The sequence below is a fragment of the Subtercola boreus genome, assembly GCF_006716115.1.
GTDB classification, from domain to species: domain Bacteria; phylum Actinomycetota; class Actinomycetes; order Actinomycetales; family Microbacteriaceae; genus Subtercola; species Subtercola boreus.
The window spans coordinates 793,646-808,773 of the sequence record NZ_VFOO01000001.1 but is presented as its reverse complement, the minus strand read 5'-3'; the positions used below and the strand labels follow the sequence as shown (position 1 = coordinate 808,773).

General features: G+C 70.2%; 12 protein-coding genes. 3 read left to right on the top strand and 9 right to left on the bottom strand.

The genetic code is table 11. From position 1 onward, the window contains the following. Positions 1-53 precede the first annotated feature (53 nt). From FB464_RS19690 to FB464_RS03765, 7 genes are all read right to left on the bottom strand, one after another. Positions 54-215 (bottom strand): hypothetical protein, encoded by a 162-nt coding sequence (locus tag FB464_RS19690; RefSeq protein WP_170151920.1) that lies wholly within the window; start codon positions 213-215, stop codon positions 54-56. 102 nt (positions 216-317) lie between these two features. Continuing rightward, positions 318-1,460: a cysteine desulfurase family protein gene (locus FB464_RS03790; protein WP_116415035.1), complete on the bottom strand. Its 1,143-nt coding sequence runs from the start codon at positions 1,458-1,460 to the stop codon at positions 318-320. Beyond that, entirely contained in the window at positions 1,457-2,365 is a 909-nt protein-coding gene (nadC, locus tag FB464_RS03785; protein ID WP_116415036.1) for a carboxylating nicotinate-nucleotide diphosphorylase, read from the bottom strand. The genes FB464_RS03790 and nadC overlap by 4 nt, the downstream gene beginning before the upstream one ends. Beyond that, entirely contained in the window at positions 2,362-4,062 is a 1,701-nt protein-coding gene (gene nadB / locus FB464_RS03780; protein WP_116416612.1) for an L-aspartate oxidase, read from the bottom strand. The genes nadC and nadB overlap by 4 nt, the downstream gene beginning before the upstream one ends. Positions 4,063-4,067: 5 nt before the next feature. Continuing rightward, the gene (gene nadA, locus FB464_RS03775; protein WP_116415037.1) at positions 4,068-5,339 is read right to left on the bottom strand and encodes a quinolinate synthase NadA; all 1,272 of its coding nucleotides are present in this window, start codon (positions 5,337-5,339) and stop codon (positions 4,068-4,070) included. Then, the gene (locus FB464_RS03770; RefSeq protein WP_116415038.1) at positions 5,336-6,103 is read right to left on the bottom strand and encodes an NUDIX hydrolase; all 768 of its coding nucleotides are present in this window, start codon (positions 6,101-6,103) and stop codon (positions 5,336-5,338) included. The genes nadA and FB464_RS03770 overlap by 4 nt, the downstream gene beginning before the upstream one ends. Before the next feature lie 147 nt (positions 6,104-6,250). Next, complete coding sequence (locus FB464_RS03765) at positions 6,251-7,231, bottom strand: helix-turn-helix domain-containing protein (RefSeq protein WP_116415039.1); 981 nt, start codon at positions 7,229-7,231, stop codon at positions 6,251-6,253. A gap of 200 nt (positions 7,232-7,431) precedes the next feature. Between FB464_RS03765 and FB464_RS03760 the strand changes: the two genes are divergently transcribed. Then, positions 7,432-8,196, top strand: a complete 765-nt coding sequence (locus FB464_RS03760) for a helix-turn-helix transcriptional regulator (RefSeq protein ID WP_116415040.1) — start codon at positions 7,432-7,434, stop codon at positions 8,194-8,196. Between the two features lie 40 nt (positions 8,197-8,236). Then, complete coding sequence (locus tag FB464_RS03755; RefSeq protein WP_170151921.1) at positions 8,237-9,628, top strand: NtaA/DmoA family FMN-dependent monooxygenase; 1,392 nt, start codon at positions 8,237-8,239, stop codon at positions 9,626-9,628. A gap of 25 nt (positions 9,629-9,653) precedes the next feature. Here FB464_RS03755 and FB464_RS03750 read toward each other — a convergent pair whose 3' ends face one another. Further along, the gene (locus tag FB464_RS03750) at positions 9,654-12,362 is read right to left on the bottom strand and encodes a phosphoenolpyruvate carboxylase (protein ID WP_116415042.1); all 2,709 of its coding nucleotides are present in this window, start codon (positions 12,360-12,362) and stop codon (positions 9,654-9,656) included. Positions 12,363-12,465: 103 nt separating this feature from the next. Here FB464_RS03750 and FB464_RS03745 point away from each other — a divergent pair, with 103 nt between their 5' ends. Then, positions 12,466-13,665: a MarP family serine protease gene (locus FB464_RS03745; protein WP_116415043.1), complete on the top strand. Its 1,200-nt coding sequence runs from the start codon at positions 12,466-12,468 to the stop codon at positions 13,663-13,665. Positions 13,666-13,701: 36 nt separating this feature from the next. On the opposite strand, the gene FB464_RS03740 is transcribed toward FB464_RS03745, so the two are convergent. After that, positions 13,702-15,111, bottom strand: coding sequence for an amidohydrolase family protein (locus FB464_RS03740; RefSeq protein WP_116415044.1), 1,410 nt, complete (start codon positions 15,109-15,111; stop codon positions 13,702-13,704). Positions 15,112-15,128: the final 17 nt, after the last annotated feature.

The window sequence follows — 15,128 nt, the reverse complement described above, 5'->3', positions numbered from 1 at the left end:
GGAAAGCCCCCGCCCGCAGAACGCGGACGGGGGCTTCTCTCGTGCTGCTTCGATCAGACCTTGCGGCCGGTGATGAAGCGGAGCAGGAAGACGATGAGTGCGATGACGAGCAGCACGACACCGACCCAGATCAGGAAGCTGAGCGACTGCGTGACGCCGCCGGTGATGAGCAGAACGATCGCGACGATCGCGATGATTGCTACGAGAATGTTCATGTGTGGAAACCCCTCCTGCGATGTGTGTGACAGTGGCCACTCTTCGAGGATAGCCACCTCCTGCCCTCCCGTCGGGGACTTGCGGCCTTCGGCGATTCTGCGCTAGCGGGCCAGGGCGCGCACGGTCCGGAACGCCCGGGCCACCGCCCCGATCGTCTCCTCGATCTCGGCCGCTGTGGTTGCCGCACTGAGCGTGAACCGCACGGCGGTCTGGGCGACGGCTGGATCGACACCGAGCGCCAGCAGCACGTGCGACGGCTCGTCGCTGCCGGCTGCGCACGCCGAACCGCTCGAGCAGACGATGCCGTCCCGTTCGAGTTCGAGCAGGATCGCCTCCCCACTGGTTCCGGGGAAGCAGAATGACGCATTGCCGGGCAACCGGGCCGTCGGATGACCGGTGAGCCGGGCATCCGGAACACCGTTCTGCACCCCGGCGATGAGCGCGTCGCGCAGCACGGTGATGCGGGCTGCATCGCCTTCGCGGGTCTGCTCGGCGAGCGTGAGGGCGGTGGCGAGCCCGACCGCCCCGGCCACGTTCTCGGTGCCGGAGCGGTGGCCGCGCTCCTGGCCTCCGCCGTGCAGCACCGGTTCGAGCGGCAGGCGGCCCCGTGCGAAGAGCACCCCGACGCCCTTCGGCGCACCGAGCTTGTGGCCGGAGAAGCTGAGAGCGTCGACACCGAGCGCCCGCACGTCGAGCGGCAGCCAGCCGGCCGCCTGCACCGCATCGGTGTGGAGTGGCACGGCGGCCGCCCGGGCGATCCGGCCCAGCTCGGCAAGGGGCTGCACGGTGCCGACCTCGTTGTTCGCGAACATCACGGAGGCGAGAGTCGTCTCGGTCGTGACGAGCGCCTGGAACTCGAGCGGGTCGACCAGCCCTGTGCTGTCGACCCCCAGCACGTCGACGCGGAAGCCGTGGTGGCGCCGGAGGTAGTCGGCCGACTCGAGCACCGCCTCGTGTTCGATGGGTGTGATCACCAGCTGGCGGCCCCGGGGTGCGCCGAGAGCGATGCCCTTCACCGCGAGGTTGTCGGCCTCCGTGCCGCCCGAGGTGAAGACGATCTCGCTGGACCGCACGCCGAGCACGCGGGCGACGGATGCCCGGGCCTCTGCCAGCGTTGTGGCCGCACGTTCGCCCAGGGAGTGGGTGCTCGACGGGTTGCCGAAGTCGCCGGTGAGGTAGGGCCACATCGCTTCGAGAACCTCACGGCGCACCGGGGTGGTGGCCGCGGCGTCGAGGTAGATCACGGCTGCGCCGTCAGAGTGACATCGAGCCCGAGGTCGAGCGACCGCACGCTGTGCGTCAGCGCCCCGACCGAGATGATGTCGACACCGGTGGCGGCGATCTCCGCCACCGTCTGCAGGTTCACCGAGCCGCTCGCCTCGACGAGGGCCCGGCCCGCCACCTGGCGCACGCCCGCCCGGAGCTCGTCCAGCGAGAAGTTGTCGAGCATGATGGTGTCCACCCCGCCGGCCAGCACCGGTTCGATCTGGTCGAGCCTGTCGACCTCGGCCTCGAGGTGGGTGGTGTGGGAGAGCTGGGCGCGAACGGCGAGAAGAGCATCCGTCACCGATCGGCCACCCTGGGTGAGCACCGCGAGGTGATTGTCCTTCGCCATCACGGCGTCGCTGAGGGAGAAACGGTGATTGTGGCCTCCGCCGCACCGCACAGCATGCCGTTCGAAGACCCGGAGGCCCGGAGTGGTCTTCCGGGTGTCGACGATCCGGGCCCGGGTGCCGGCCGCGAGCGCCACGTACTGGGCGGTCAGCGTGGCGACGCCCGAGAGCCGCTGCACGAAGTTCAGCGCGATCCGCTCGGACTGCAGAACCGACCGCGCGGAACCCGACACCGTCGCCAGGGTCTCCCCCGCTTCGAAGGCGGCCCCGTCGGCGACCAGCAGCTGCACGACGACAGCTTCGTCGATGAGCCGGAAGGCGGCAGCGAAGATGTCTCCGCCGCTGAAGACTCCGGGCTCCCGGGCCGCGAGGGCCGCGGTGGCGCGGGCGTCCGCCGGAAGGAGGGTCTGCGAGGTGAGGTCGCCCCACGGCGCGTCTTCGTCGAGTGCCCGGAGCACGACGGGGTCGATCTGCCGGCGCGACAGGGTCGGGAGCGGAGCGGCGGCGGCGGTCACAGGTTCAGGGGTCGAGGTCATGGCGAGACGAGCACTTTCGGTTCGGAACGGGTCACGAGGTGGTGGCGCTGGGCCTCGTCGGTGCCGGGCACGTCGGAGCGGAAGTGCGCCCCACGCGACTCCCGCCGGGCGAGGGCCGAGCGGGTGATGAGCTGCGCGAGCAGCAGCAGGTTGTCGTCTTCGAGGGCGCCGAAGGGGGCAGCCTGCTCCCGGCGATCGGCTCCGGATGCCCGCTCCGCCGCCCAGGCGGCTCCGGATGCCTGCTCCGCCGCCCAGGCGTCGAGCTGTGCCAGGGCGGCGGTGAGCCGCGCTCCGTCGCGGTGCACCCCCACCGCATCCCACATCAGCTGCTGGAGGGCGTCGCGGCTGAACCCCAGCCCCGCAGATCCGTCCGCGAGCCCCACCGAAGGGACCCATATCGCTTCGGCCGGCCCCGCTTGGAGCGATGTGGGACCCTTCGCGAGAGCCTGCACTGCGCGCCACGCGAACACCACCGATTCGAGCAGGGAGTTCGACGCCAGACGGTTCGCTCCGTGCACCCCCGTACAGGCCACCTCGCCGACCGCGAAGAGCCCGGGGAGCGAGGTGCGACCCCAGACGTCGGTCTCGACGCCGCCCATCCAGTAGTGCGCCGCCGGCGTCACCGGGATCGGCTGGGTCGCCGGGTCGATCCCGTTCCGCCGGCACTCCTCGAAGATGCTCGGGAAGCGTGCGGCGAAGAACCCCGCGCCGAGCTCTCCCGCAGCAAGCCCGGTTGCGTCGAGAAACACGGGGCGACCGCCCTGCCGCGACATCCGCTCGGCGATCGCGCGGGCGACGACGTCGCGCGGGGCGAGCTCGGCGTCGGGATGCACCTGGGGCATGAACCGCACCCCCTGCTCGTCGACGAGCACGGCGCCTTCGCCCCGTACCGCTTCGGAGACGAGGAAGTTGCCGGGAGCATCCATTGACGTCGGGTGGAACTGCAAGAACTCGAGGTCGGCCAGCCGGGCCCCGGCACGGTACGCGGCCGCGACACCGTCGCCGGTCGTCACCCGCGGGTTCGTCGTGTGGCTGTAGAGCTGCCCCGCTCCGCCGCTCGCGAGCACCACGGCTTCGGCGCGGAGCACCTGCCGTTCCCCGGTTGTCGAGACCGTGTGCACGCCCGCGACCCTCCCGTTCTCGACCAACAGGTCGGCCACGAAGGTGTCTTCCAGAACGGTGGATGCCGTCAGCCGAACGGCGCGCACGAGAGCCCGCTCGACGACCGCACCGGTCGCGTCACCCCCGGCGTGCAGGATGCGCGGGAAGCCGTGCGCCGCCTCGAGCCCGCGGGCCAGGCCGTCGGTCGGATCGCGGTGTGCGTCCGCTTCTACGGGCGAGCCGTCGCCCGCACCCGCACCCACACCCGCACCCGGCGCCTCACCCGCGCCGGCGCCGGCCCGGTCGAACTCAACCCCCAGCCGGATCAGGTCACGGATGCGGGCCGGCCCCTCCGCACACAGCACCTCGACCGCCTCCGGACGGCAGAGCCCCGCCCCCGCGGCGAGCGTGTCGGCGATGTGCGATGCCACCGTGTCGTCGGGGAACACCGCCGCCGCGATGCCGCCCTGGGCGTACCGCGTGTTGCTCTCGCCGAGCTCCGCCTTCGTCACCAGCGTCACGCTGTGCGTTCGGCTCGCCTCGATCGCGACGATCAGCCCGGCGATCCCGCTGCCGACGACGATGAGCCGGGGCAGCCCGCTCACGGCCGCGCCGCCAGCATCCGTTCGAGCGCCACCCGCGCGGGCGCCGCGATGCTCTCGTCGACGGCGATGCGGTTCAGCACCTCACCGCGCACGAGCGCCTCGAGCACCCAGGCGAGGTAGCCGGGGTGGATGCGGTACATCGTCGAGCACGGGCAGACCACCGGATCGAGGCAGAAGATCGTGTGCTCCGGATGCTCGGCCGCGAGCCTCTGCACCATGTTGATCTCGGTGCCGATCGCGAACACCTGGCCGGGCTCGGCGCTGAGGATCGCCTTCTGGATGTAGTCGGTCGACCCCGCTTCATCCGCCGCGTCGACGACGGGCATGGGGCACTCCGGGTGCACGATCACCCGAACTCCTGGGAAGTCGAGGCGGGCCTGGTCGATCTGCGCGACAGTGAACCGCTTGTGCACCGAGCAGAACCCGTGCCAGAGGATGACCCGGGCATCCAGGAGCCCCTGCTCGTCATTGCCGCCGAGGGTCTTCCGCGGGTTCCACATCGGCATCTGCTCGAGCGGCACCCCCATCGCCTTGGCGGTGTTCCGCCCGAGGTGCTGGTCGGGGAAGAACAGCACCCGCTGGCCGCGCTCGAACGCCCACTCGAGAACCGTCGCCGCGTTCGAGGAGGTGCACACGATTCCGCCGTGCTCGCCGCAGAAGCCCTTCAACGCGGCGGAGGAGTTCATGTAGGTCACCGGGATGACCGGCACCCGCCCGCTCGCATCGGGTTCGGTGCCGTAGAGCTCTTCGAGCTGCTCCCAGCACTCGGTCACCGAGTCGATGTCGGCCATGTCCGCCATCGAGCAGCCCGCGGCGAGGTTCGGCAGGATCACCTGCTGGTCGGCGTTCGAGACGATGTCGGCGGTCTCGGCCATGAAGTGCACGCCGCAGAAGACGATGGCCTCGGCCTCAGGCCGGCTGCGCGCCGCGTTCGCGAGCTGGAAGGAGTCACCGACGAAGTCGGCGTACTTCACCACCTCGTCGCGCTGGTAGAAGTGGCCGAGCACCACGACGCGGTCGCCGAGCGTGGCCTTCGCGGCCAGGATGCGCCGGTCGAGTTCCTCGTCGGACGCCTCCCGGTACTCGGCCGGGATCTCGCCCTGGCGCGGGGTGCCTGCGGGTGCCACATCGGCCATCGACGACCCGGGACCGTAGGAGGGCATCGGAACCGCATCGAAGTTCCACGGCGCCTCTTTCAGGGCCGGGCTGCAGCTCGTCACCGGTCCGCCGGGGCGGATCAGGGTGAGCGTGGTGGCGACGGATGTCATGGGGTGCTCCTTGGTGACGGTGACGCTGACGACGACGATGACGATGACGATGACGAAGACGATGACGTTGGCGATGGTGAAGACGACGGCGGCAGCGGGCCGTTGTCGGCGAGGTCGAACGACTCGTTGTAGCGGTACAGCCGGGGCGGCCGGTGACGCCCTCCCGACTGGCGTTCCTCAGTGGGGACGATGGCTTTGGTGGCGTCGATCTGGCGCCGGAAGTTGGCCGGATCCAGAGACCGCAGGAGAACCGCCTCGTACACCTCACGCAGCTGGGCGAGCGTGAACCGCTCCCCGAGGAAGGCGTTCGCGATGCGGCTGTACTCCATCTTGTTGCGCAGGCGCCAGAGCGCGTAGTCGACGATGGCGTTGTGGTCGAAGGCGAGCCCGGGCAGCTCATCGGCGGGGAACCAGCGCACGTTCTCGCCCTCCGCGGCCCGCTCGGCCTCCTCGGCCTGCACCAGGGCCCAGTAGACGATCGACACGACGCGCGCGCCCGGGGAACGGTCCACGGTGCCGAAGGCGTAGAGCTGCTCGAGGTAGTTCGGCGTGAGAGCTGTCGTCTCGAGCAGGTTGCGCCCTGCCGCATCGGCGAGGCTCTCGGATGCCCGGATCGGCCCTCCCGGAAGAGCCCACCTGCCCTTGAAGGGCTCGCGGATGCGGCGCACCAGGGGAAGCCAGAGGGTTGCGGGGCTGTCGGTGCCTGTTCCGCGGAGCGCGAAGATCACGGTCGAGACCGCGAGCTGCGGGGAGGGGGGGATCATCGTGTTCCAGGGGCGGGGAGTAAAGGTGCAAATGACTTGAACAGATGATACAGCCCCGCGCACACCTCGCGCCACCACGGGAGGATCCCAGCGAGACGGGACACTCAGGTCACGCCGGTGATCCCGCCTCCCCCCGAGGGAGCATTCTCAGCCGGTGAGCGACAGCCCCGACGCGGATTCGCTGCCCTCACCGAGGGGCCGGCCGGCGAGCAGCTCCCGCGGAGTGATGCCGTAGCTCGACCGGAGGGCGTAGCGCAGTTCCTTCACGCTGGAGAAGCCCGCCTGCTGGGCGATCTCCGCAACCGACCGCGGTGCCTGCGACGCGAGGCGGAGCGCCGCGAGCGCCGTCTCGAGCCGCTTGGCCCTGATCGACTCGGCCGGGCCGAGACCCTGCGATCGGAAGATCCGCTGCAGGTGCCGGAGAGACACGTTCAGGCGCTCGGCGAGCACCTGGGGAGAGAAGTCCGGGTCGTTGGCCGAGCGGGCGATGATCGCTTCGGCGCGCGCCCGGAGGCCATCGGCCGACCGTTCCGACTCCGTGCGGTGGACGGTGTCCTCGAGGAAGAGACCCGCCATCAGCTGGGTGAGCATGGTCGACGCGGGCCCGGAGGGCGCCGTCTGGTCATCGGAGGCGCCGAGATCCTCCATCAGCGCGAGGAGGAAGCCGAGGGTCGGTCGCCGAAGCCGGGAATTGTCGCCGAAGGCACCGATCTTCTGCGTCACGGTCACCCCGTTGGCGGCCAGAAGGTCGCGGTGCAGCGACACCATCGCCACCCGCGACTTGACGGGGTTGACGGCCTCCACCTCGTCCCAGCCGACCATGTACCCCGCCTGCCCCGCCTCGAAGCGGTAGGTGCGGTCGCTGCCGAACAGGTCGAAGATGCCGTGCCTGACGAACACGATGCTCACATAGTCCCGCTGCTCCGGGTCCCGGCCCGACGGCGAGATCTGCACGGGGGTCTGCGCGATATCGGAGATGACGACGCCCGAGAGCGACCACCGTCTGCCCCGGGAATGGAAGTCATCGGGGTTCTCCGCGACGAGATGGGGACCGAGGGCACGAAGCCCGTCCCTCCCGTCGAGGGTCCACCGGGCGGGCTTGGGGTCTCTGAATGCGGGCTCACTCATAGCTGTTCCGTCTTTCGCGTCTGATCAACACGTGCTGTGAACCCCTCGATTCCCAGATTACCCCCAGCGACACATTAATGACCATGTGCGACTCCGTCGAATCGTCCCCGCACAGCGTTGCTCTGTTCGGGTGATAATCGAGGCAACGGGATGTGGAGGCCGTGCCCACGGCCCCGCGTCCAGGGGAATGGGGGTTCCGAATGAAGATCAGACGCTCCATGTTGATCATGGACGACCGTGCAGTTCTCGTCGACGGCATCACGACCGTGGCACAGTTCACCTACCCCGACCTGCAGGTCTGGTCGGGTCCGGAAGGCCTGGCCAGCCTCGCGTCGACGGCCCGACCCGGTCGGCAGTCCGGCGAGTCGGTGGTCATCGTGCTCGGCGGATCGGCCCTGGCCGGCCTTCCCGAGTCGAAGCCTCTCCTCGCGCTCATCGGTTTCGGTGCCACTGTCGTCGGTCTCGTGGGACAGCTGGCCCAGACGGATGTCTATGCCCTCCGCTCCGCCGGAGTGAACGTCTTCGTCTGTGTCTCCGAAGGGATCAACGAGTTGCTGCGCGCGATCGAGCGTGCCTTCGACGGGGAGTCACACGTGTCACCCGACGCGGAGGCGCTGTTCTCCCGGCCGGCACGCATCGCGCCGCGCATCAGCCCGCGCGAGCGCCAGATCGTGCTGCTCTACCTGTCCGACAACGACTGGAGTGTCGACGAAGTGTCGCGCATGCTCCGGATCAGCTCGCAGACCGTCCGTTCGCACCTCGCCCGGCTCCGCAGTCACTTCACCGCGGCCGGTTTCAGCGTGCGCAACAGGCTGGAGCTCCGTCAGGCCCTGATCGAGATCGGTGTCATCGGCGTCGAACCTGTCGCTTCGCCGCACGCCCTCCCGGCGGCCGAGGCGGCCTCCCGCGGTTCCCAGCGCTTCCGCTACACCGACGACAGCGCGCCGAACACCAAGGCCGGCTGACCTCGGCTCCCCGCGCCGGCGATGGTCTAGCATCCTGAAGGTGACACAGAAACAGCTCATCCTCGGCGCCTTCGAGGAACTCACCCCGAGTTTCATCAGCAACGGCTGGCCGCACCAGCGGAGTGATCCGGCCGGTTTCGCGACCCTCGGGTACTGGCAGGCTCTGGCCCGGCAACTGGATGCTGCGGGCTTCGACTTCCTCTTCTTCGCCGACGCCCTCGGCTACCCGATGCACGAGGAGACGGCACCCGACGGATCGTCGCACTTCACGATCCCCGAGGTCGTCGTTCGCGAAGCCGTGCAGTTCCCCGTGCACGACCCGCTCACCATCGTGAGCGGGCTCGCCGCGACGGTCGACCGGCTGGGGTTCGTGGTCACCGCGTCGACCACCGCCGAGCATCCGTTCCTCCTCGCCCGTCGCTTCGCGAGCCTCGACCACCTGACCGGTGGGCGCATCGGCTGGAACGTCGTGACGAGTGACATGCAGACGGCGCTGGTGCGCCTGCTCGGGCACCCCGACGTGACGCCGCACGACCAGCGCTATGCGCGGGCCGACGAGTTCGTCGACCTCACCCTGAAACTCTGGGAGGGCGGCTGGAGCGACGATCCGCTGGTCGTCGACAAGTCCTCGCGCGTCTTCACCGACCCGGCGAAAGTGCACCGGGTCACCCATGAGGGCCGCTACTTCTCGCTCGACGGCCTCTTCCCGGTGAGTCCGTCGGTGCAGCGGACGCCGACGCTCTTCCAGGCCGGATCGTCGCCGAGCGGGCGGGAGTTCGCGAGCCGCATCGCCGAGTGCGTCTTCATCCAGGAGCGCGACCCGGTCAAGGCCGCGGCAACGGTGCGCGACATCCGCGACCGGGTCGAACGGCGGGGCCGGGGCCGGGACTCGGTGAAGATCATCAACAGCATCTCCGTCATCGTGGGCGCCACGGACGCCGAGGCTGCGGATGCCCGGCGGGCCCTCACCGCGGCCCCGAGCCGTGAAGCGATGGCCGCCCTGTTCCTCGGCTGGAGCGGCGTCAACCTGCTGGGCCTCGATCCGGACGCGCCGGTGGACTCCCTCACGACCGAGGTCGGCCAGACCACCCTCGCGATGTACCAGGGCCAGGGCCTGACGGTCGGCGACGTGCTCGATGCGCTGGCCGAGACCCTCGGCGGCACGAAGATCACCGGCACGGCCGACCACGTCGCCGAGGCGATCGGGAAGCTGGCCGCCGACACCGACGTCGACGGCTTCCTGATCGAGCACAGCTACGGAGGGCTCGCAAGCTACGCGGAGTTCATCGACGAGGTCATGCCACGCCTCCGCGAGCGCGGACTCCTCCCCGCAGAACCGCGCGGAGGCTCCCTGCGGGAGCGCCTCACGGGCTCCCCGACGCCGAGACTCGGCCCCGAGCATCCGGGAGCCGCGTTCCGCCCCGCGTACTGAGGGATCGCGGGGCGGCGGCCGCCGGCTATCCCGTGTTCTGGAGGCCGGCGGCCACCCCGTTGACCGCGAGGAGCAGCAGCTGGTGCGGCTCGTCGAGCGGGTCGGTGCTCCCGGATGCGCGGATGTCCCGGAGTGCCCGCAACTGCAAGAGCGACAGCGCGTCGACATAGGGGCTCCGGAGGCGGACGGCCCGGTGCAGCACCGGACGCGCCTCGAGTAATCCGCCGTGCCCGGTGGTGCGCTGCACCCAGTCGCGGGTCAGCTCCATCTCCTCCAGCACCAGGCCGGCGAGATCGGGCCGGTCGCCGAGCGCCAGATAGCGTTCAGCGAGCCGCAGGTCGGTCTTCGCCAAAGACATCTCGACGTTGTTGATCATCGCCGTGAAGAGGGGCCAGCGGGAGTACGCATCCTGCAGCACCCCGATGTCGCCGACCGCCGCGAGCGCGGAACCGAGGCCGAACCAGCCGGTCAGGTTGATGCGGGCCTGTGTCCAGGCGAACACCCACGGGATCGCCCGGAGGTCTTCGAGGGACTCGATCGAGAGGCCGCGGCGGGCCGGGCGTGAGCCGAGCGCCAGAAGCCCGACCTCTTCGAGCGGCGTCACCTGGGCGAACCAGGGAGCGAAGCCGTCGGCCTTGATGAGTTCGTAGAAGCGTTCGCGGGAGCGCAGATCCATCTGCTCGGCCACGGCCTGGAAGTCCTCGGTCGCGGTCTGGTTCGCCGACTCGTTCGTCGGCGTGGAGGCGAGCAGGGTGGCGGCGGCCATCTGCTCGATGTGCCGGGCGGCGATCGTCTTGTCGCCGTACTGCGCGAAGATCACCTCGCCCTGCTCGGTGAGTTTGAAGCGGCCGTCGACGGATCCGGGGGGCTGGGCCAGCACGGCCTCGTTCGCCGGTCCGCCGCCGCGGCCGAGGGCACCGCCGCGACCGTGGAAGAGCGTCAGCACGATGTCGTTCTCGGCGGCCCACTGGGTGATGCGCTGCTGCGCCGAGTAGAGGGCGAGCGTGGCCGAGACGGGTCCGACATCCTTCGAGGAGTCGGAATAGCCGAGCATGACCTCGAGCCGCCGGCCGGTCGCCGCGAGCCTCGCCTTCACCTGGGGCAACTCGATCATCTCGGTGAGGATCGTCGTCGAGGCGGCGAGGTCGTCGAAGGTCTCGAAGAGCGGGACGGCGTCGAGCACGGGTGCCGCCTCGGCCGAACCCAGCGCGGCCTCTGCCAGAGCGTAGACCGTCGCCAGGTCTTCGGAGGACTGGGTGAAGGACACGATGTAGCGGCGCGATGCACGCACGCCGTAGCGGCGCTGGAGGAAGGCGATCGTGCGGTAGACGTCGAGCACTTCCAGGGTCATCTCACCGAGCTTGCCGCCGGCGCGCACCTCCTCGAGCGCCTGGCGGTGCACTTTCGAGTGCTGGCGCACCTCGAGTTCGGCGAGGTGGAAGCCGAACGTCTCCACCTGCCAGATGAGGTTCTGCAGCTCGCCGTCGGCGCTCCGCGGGGCACCGGCCTCCCGCAGGGAGTCCTGGATGACCCGCAGGTCGCCGAGCAGTTCGTCGGGGCCCGCGTAGCCGAGGTCCGCATCGCGGCGACGCGTCGCGGCGATCCGTTCGGCCACCACCAGCAGCACCCGCCGGTGAGGCTCGTTCGGCGCACGGGTGCCGATCTGCGACGTGACTTCGACGGCGAAACTCCGCTGCGTCTCCCACAGGCTCTTCAGGGCGACGCTCGGCGGCGTGTCCACCTCGTCGAGCGTCAGGGTCCGGCCGATCCGGGTGGCCACGTGCTCGAGCCCGAGCAGCACATGCTCCGACGCGATCGCAGCGGCCTGCCGGGTGACGGCTGCGGTCACGAACGGGTTGCCGTCGCGGTCGGCCGCGATCCAGCTGCCGAGACGGAGGAAGGCGGGCGCTTCGGCCGGGCGGGCACCGGCGGCGTTGCCGAGCAACCAGTCGTCGAGCATCCGGTACACCTTCGGAACCACCTCGAACAGCGTCTGGTCGAAGATGCTCATGGCGGTGCGCACCTCGTCGAGCGGGGTGGGCCGGGTCGTGCGGAGCGGAGACGTGCGCCAGAGCACGTCGATCTCCTCGAGCAGGCGGCGGTCGTTCTCGGCCGCGGTGAGCGTGCCGGCGCGGAGCTGGTCGCGGTTCTCGAGGAGCTCGCTGATGCGGCGGATACCGGATGCGACAGCGCGGCGCCTGGCCTCGGTCGGGTGGGCGGTGAGCACGGGGTGGAAGCGGAGGCCCCGGAGACGCTCAGCCGTCTCCTCGGTGCCGACCTCGGCCCGGAGCTTCTCGATGGCGCCCGGGAGCGAGTCGGCCGCCACCGCGTCACCGGCCGCATCGCGGGCGCGGAGCACCCGCACTCTGTGGTGTTCCTCAGCGAGGTTCGAGAGATGGAAGTAACAGGTGAACGCCCGTGCCACCTGCTCGGCGCGTTCAGGGGTGAACGAGTCGACGAGCCGTTCGGCGTCCTCGATCGACACGGTTCCGGATGTCGCGGCGGCACCCGCGCCCCCGGCAGCACCCGCACCCGCGCCAGCGCCCGCGCCCCGCCCCTCGTAGGCGGCGATGGTCAGGCCACGCAGTTCCTCCACATCGCGGAGGAGGTCGTCGCCCCCCGATTCGGTCAACACCCGGCCGAGCAGTGCTCCGAGGAGGCGCACGTCGTTCCGGAGGTCTGCGTCGACTTCGTCGCGGATGTCCCGCCTGGTCTGGTCTTCAGCTGTGCTCACGCCACAACGCTAGCGCCCCCACATTGACAGCATGTTTCGTCGGACGCCGCGAGCAGCTCCCGGCGCAGGGATCATCCAGCTTCATCAGACAGATTGGGAGTCTATGGAAATCGCCGTCGACCTCGTGCTCGCCGTCGCGGGCCTCTGCGCGATCATCGCCGGCTGGGGCCGCGGCCTGCTCGTGATGGCGGCGTCGCTCGCCGGTATCGCACTCGGCGCCTGGATCGCCACCCTCGCGGCTCCGGCGGTCGTCACGCTGCTCGCCGACCACGGCTGGACCAGCTCGCTCCAGCGGTCGATCGCCGCCGGTGTCGTCTTCGTGCTGTGCATCGTGATCGCCTCCACCGTGCTCGGCTCGCTCGCCCACGTCGTCCGCCGCACCATCGGCCGCCTGAAGGCGGTGCGGGGCATCGACTCGCTCGGCGGGGCTGTGCTCGGCGCGCTGGCCTGGGCGGTCATCGTCTGGCTGGCCGGCGGCTTCCTTCTCTCGACCGGGCAGCTCCAGGCGACCCAGCTGGTGAACTCCTCGAAGATCGTCAGCACGCTGAACAGCATCTCGCCGGTGCCTGCGACCACCGCGCTCGGCACACTCGACCAGGCTCTCGGCAGCGCCGGCTTCCCCACGGTCTTCGCCGACGGCGCGGAGATCATCGCCGGAGCCCAGGCCCCCGACGCCGCCGTGCCGGGCGCCGTCGACGACGCTTCGGCTGGGGTCGTCAAGATCCTCTCCTCCGCACCCAACTGCAACACCGATGCCGAGGGCAGCGGCTGGGTCGTCGCCGACGGCCGCATCATCACGAACGCGCACGTCGTGGCCGGCAGCAGCGAGATCTACGTGCAGGTCCGGGGCTCGGGCGCGTTGCTCCCCGCCCGCCTGATGGTCTACGACCCCCAGCGCGACCTGGCCGTGCTCGACGTGCCGAACCTCGGAGTCTCACCTCTCGACCTCGGCACGGATCTGGCCGCCTCCGCCTCCGCCGTCGTCGCCGGCTACCCCGAGAACGGCCCGTTCGTCACCGCCCCGGCGCGCGTCCGCCAGGTCGTGCAGGCGACGGGGCTCGACATCTACGGCACCGAAGACGTCACCCGCGAGATCTACTCGCTCCGCGGAACGGTGCTGCCCGGCAACTCCGGCGGTCCGCTCTTCGACACCGCCGGAGACGTGGTCGGCGTCGTGTTCGCCCGCTCCACCACGGACTCCGACACCGGGTACGCGATGACCCTCGCCGAGATCGAGCCTGTCGTGCAGGCGGCGAGCCAGGCGACCTCGGTGGTCAGCTCCGGGGCCTGCCAGAGCGAGTAGCCCGCCGGACCCAGTAGGTCGGAGGACCCGCCGGAGTCACCCCTCGGCGTCGTCCCAGGCCAGCCGCATCCCGCTCCGAGCCGCGGTCTCCCGCACCCTCCCGTGCAGATGCGCGGTGGCGTCGGCGGCGAGCGGATGTCTGCTCTCCCCATTCTCGGATGCGAGCACTCCCCCGATGAACACCTTCTTCAGGTTGCGGAGGCCGCAGGCGAACGCATAGCTGGCGAACACATCCCAGACCGGGCCGGTGTCGGGCGAGGACGGATCCACGACCAGGAAGTCCGCGAACTTCCCGACTTCGAGGCTGCCCACGCGGTCTGCCACACCGAGCGCCTCCGCCGAACCGAGGGTGTGCATCCGGAGCATCTCCCGGGGCATCAGGATCGAGGCGTCCTGGTGCACGGCGCGCTGCGTGTACATGCCGATGCGCATGTTCTGGAACGGGTCGGAGATGTCGGTGCAGCTCTGGTCGTCGAGACCGATGCCGATCGGCATGCCGAGGTCGCGGTACCGCGGGATGTCGGCCACCCCCGAGCCGAGCCGGCCGTTCGAGGTGGGCTGCCACACCATGCCCGAGCCCGACTGCGCCGCGATCTCGGCCTGGCGGGCATCCGGATGCACGAAGTGCCCGAAGAGGAAACCCTCCCGGAACGCGCCCGCGTCTTCGTACCAGCGGAACTTCTCGCGCTGCTGGTCGAGCGCCTCACTCGTCTCGAGGAAGTGCGCCTGGTTCCCGATGCCGTGGGCGTCCATCACGTGCACCTCGTCGCGTGCTGCCTGTTCCGCGGCGCTCCACTGCACAGCGCCGAAGACGCTCTGGCCGAGGCTGAGGGCGGCCGGGACCTCGCCCCGGGCGTAGTCGACGGCGTCGGCGAACACTCCGAATGCCTGGTCGACCGGCTGGAACTCGCTGTCGACCCGGAGGGCGCTCATCGTGCGGAGCCCCGCATCCCGAGCCGCGTCGATCTGCCGCTGCAGGTACCGTTCGGACCGGATCGCGTAGATCTCGCGGCGATCGGTCCGAGGGTCGTAACGCCCGACGACCCGCGAGTCGGTGAAGTTGTAGGCGCTGGTCACGCCGTTGTCGACGAAGTCGAGGCAGCCGTGCAGCGTGAACCAGTAGATGTCGTCAGCCTCCGCCCGGGAGATGAACTCGGACTGCACACCCACCCAGCCGTACAGGTTCTCGCCCGGGGTCATGCCGCGCATCCCCGACGTGAAGATGTGGCTGTGCGCCGAGACGAACCCGGGCGCGACGAACGCACCGCCGACGTCGAGCACCTCGCCGGCGGGCTCCGGATGCACGCCCTCCCCCAGCCCGCTGATGAGCCCCGCGCTGTCGACGCTCAGCCAGCCGCGGAACCAGTCGGTTCCGTCGGCGACCGGGATGATCACCGCGTTGGTGATGGTGAGCAGGGTGTGGGGTTCGAGGGGCAGTTCCGGCATGCGCCGAAGAGTACCGA

Excerpts from the sequence above, each read along its gene's own strand:
- FB464_RS03745 (WP_116415043.1), top strand. The coding sequence starts at position 12,466 with ATGGAAATCGCCGTCGACCTCGTGCTCGCCGTCGCGGGCCTCTGCGCG.
- FB464_RS03770 (WP_116415038.1), bottom strand. The coding sequence starts at position 6,103 with ATGATCCCCCCCTCCCCGCAGCTCGCGGTCTCGACCGTGATCTTCGCG.
- FB464_RS19690 (WP_170151920.1), bottom strand. The coding sequence starts at position 215 with ATGAACATTCTCGTAGCAATCATCGCGATCGTCGCGATCGTTCTGCTC.
- FB464_RS03740 (WP_116415044.1), bottom strand. The coding sequence starts at position 15,111 with ATGCCGGAACTGCCCCTCGAACCCCACACCCTGCTCACCATCACCAAC.
- nadC (WP_116415036.1), bottom strand. The coding sequence starts at position 2,365 with ATGACCTCGACCCCTGAACCTGTGACCGCCGCCGCCGCTCCGCTCCCG.
- FB464_RS03760 (WP_116415040.1), top strand. The coding sequence starts at position 7,432 with ATGAAGATCAGACGCTCCATGTTGATCATGGACGACCGTGCAGTTCTC.
- FB464_RS03765 (WP_116415039.1), bottom strand. The coding sequence starts at position 7,231 with ATGAGTGAGCCCGCATTCAGAGACCCCAAGCCCGCCCGGTGGACCCTC.
- nadA (WP_116415037.1), bottom strand. The coding sequence starts at position 5,339 with ATGACATCCGTCGCCACCACGCTCACCCTGATCCGCCCCGGCGGACCG.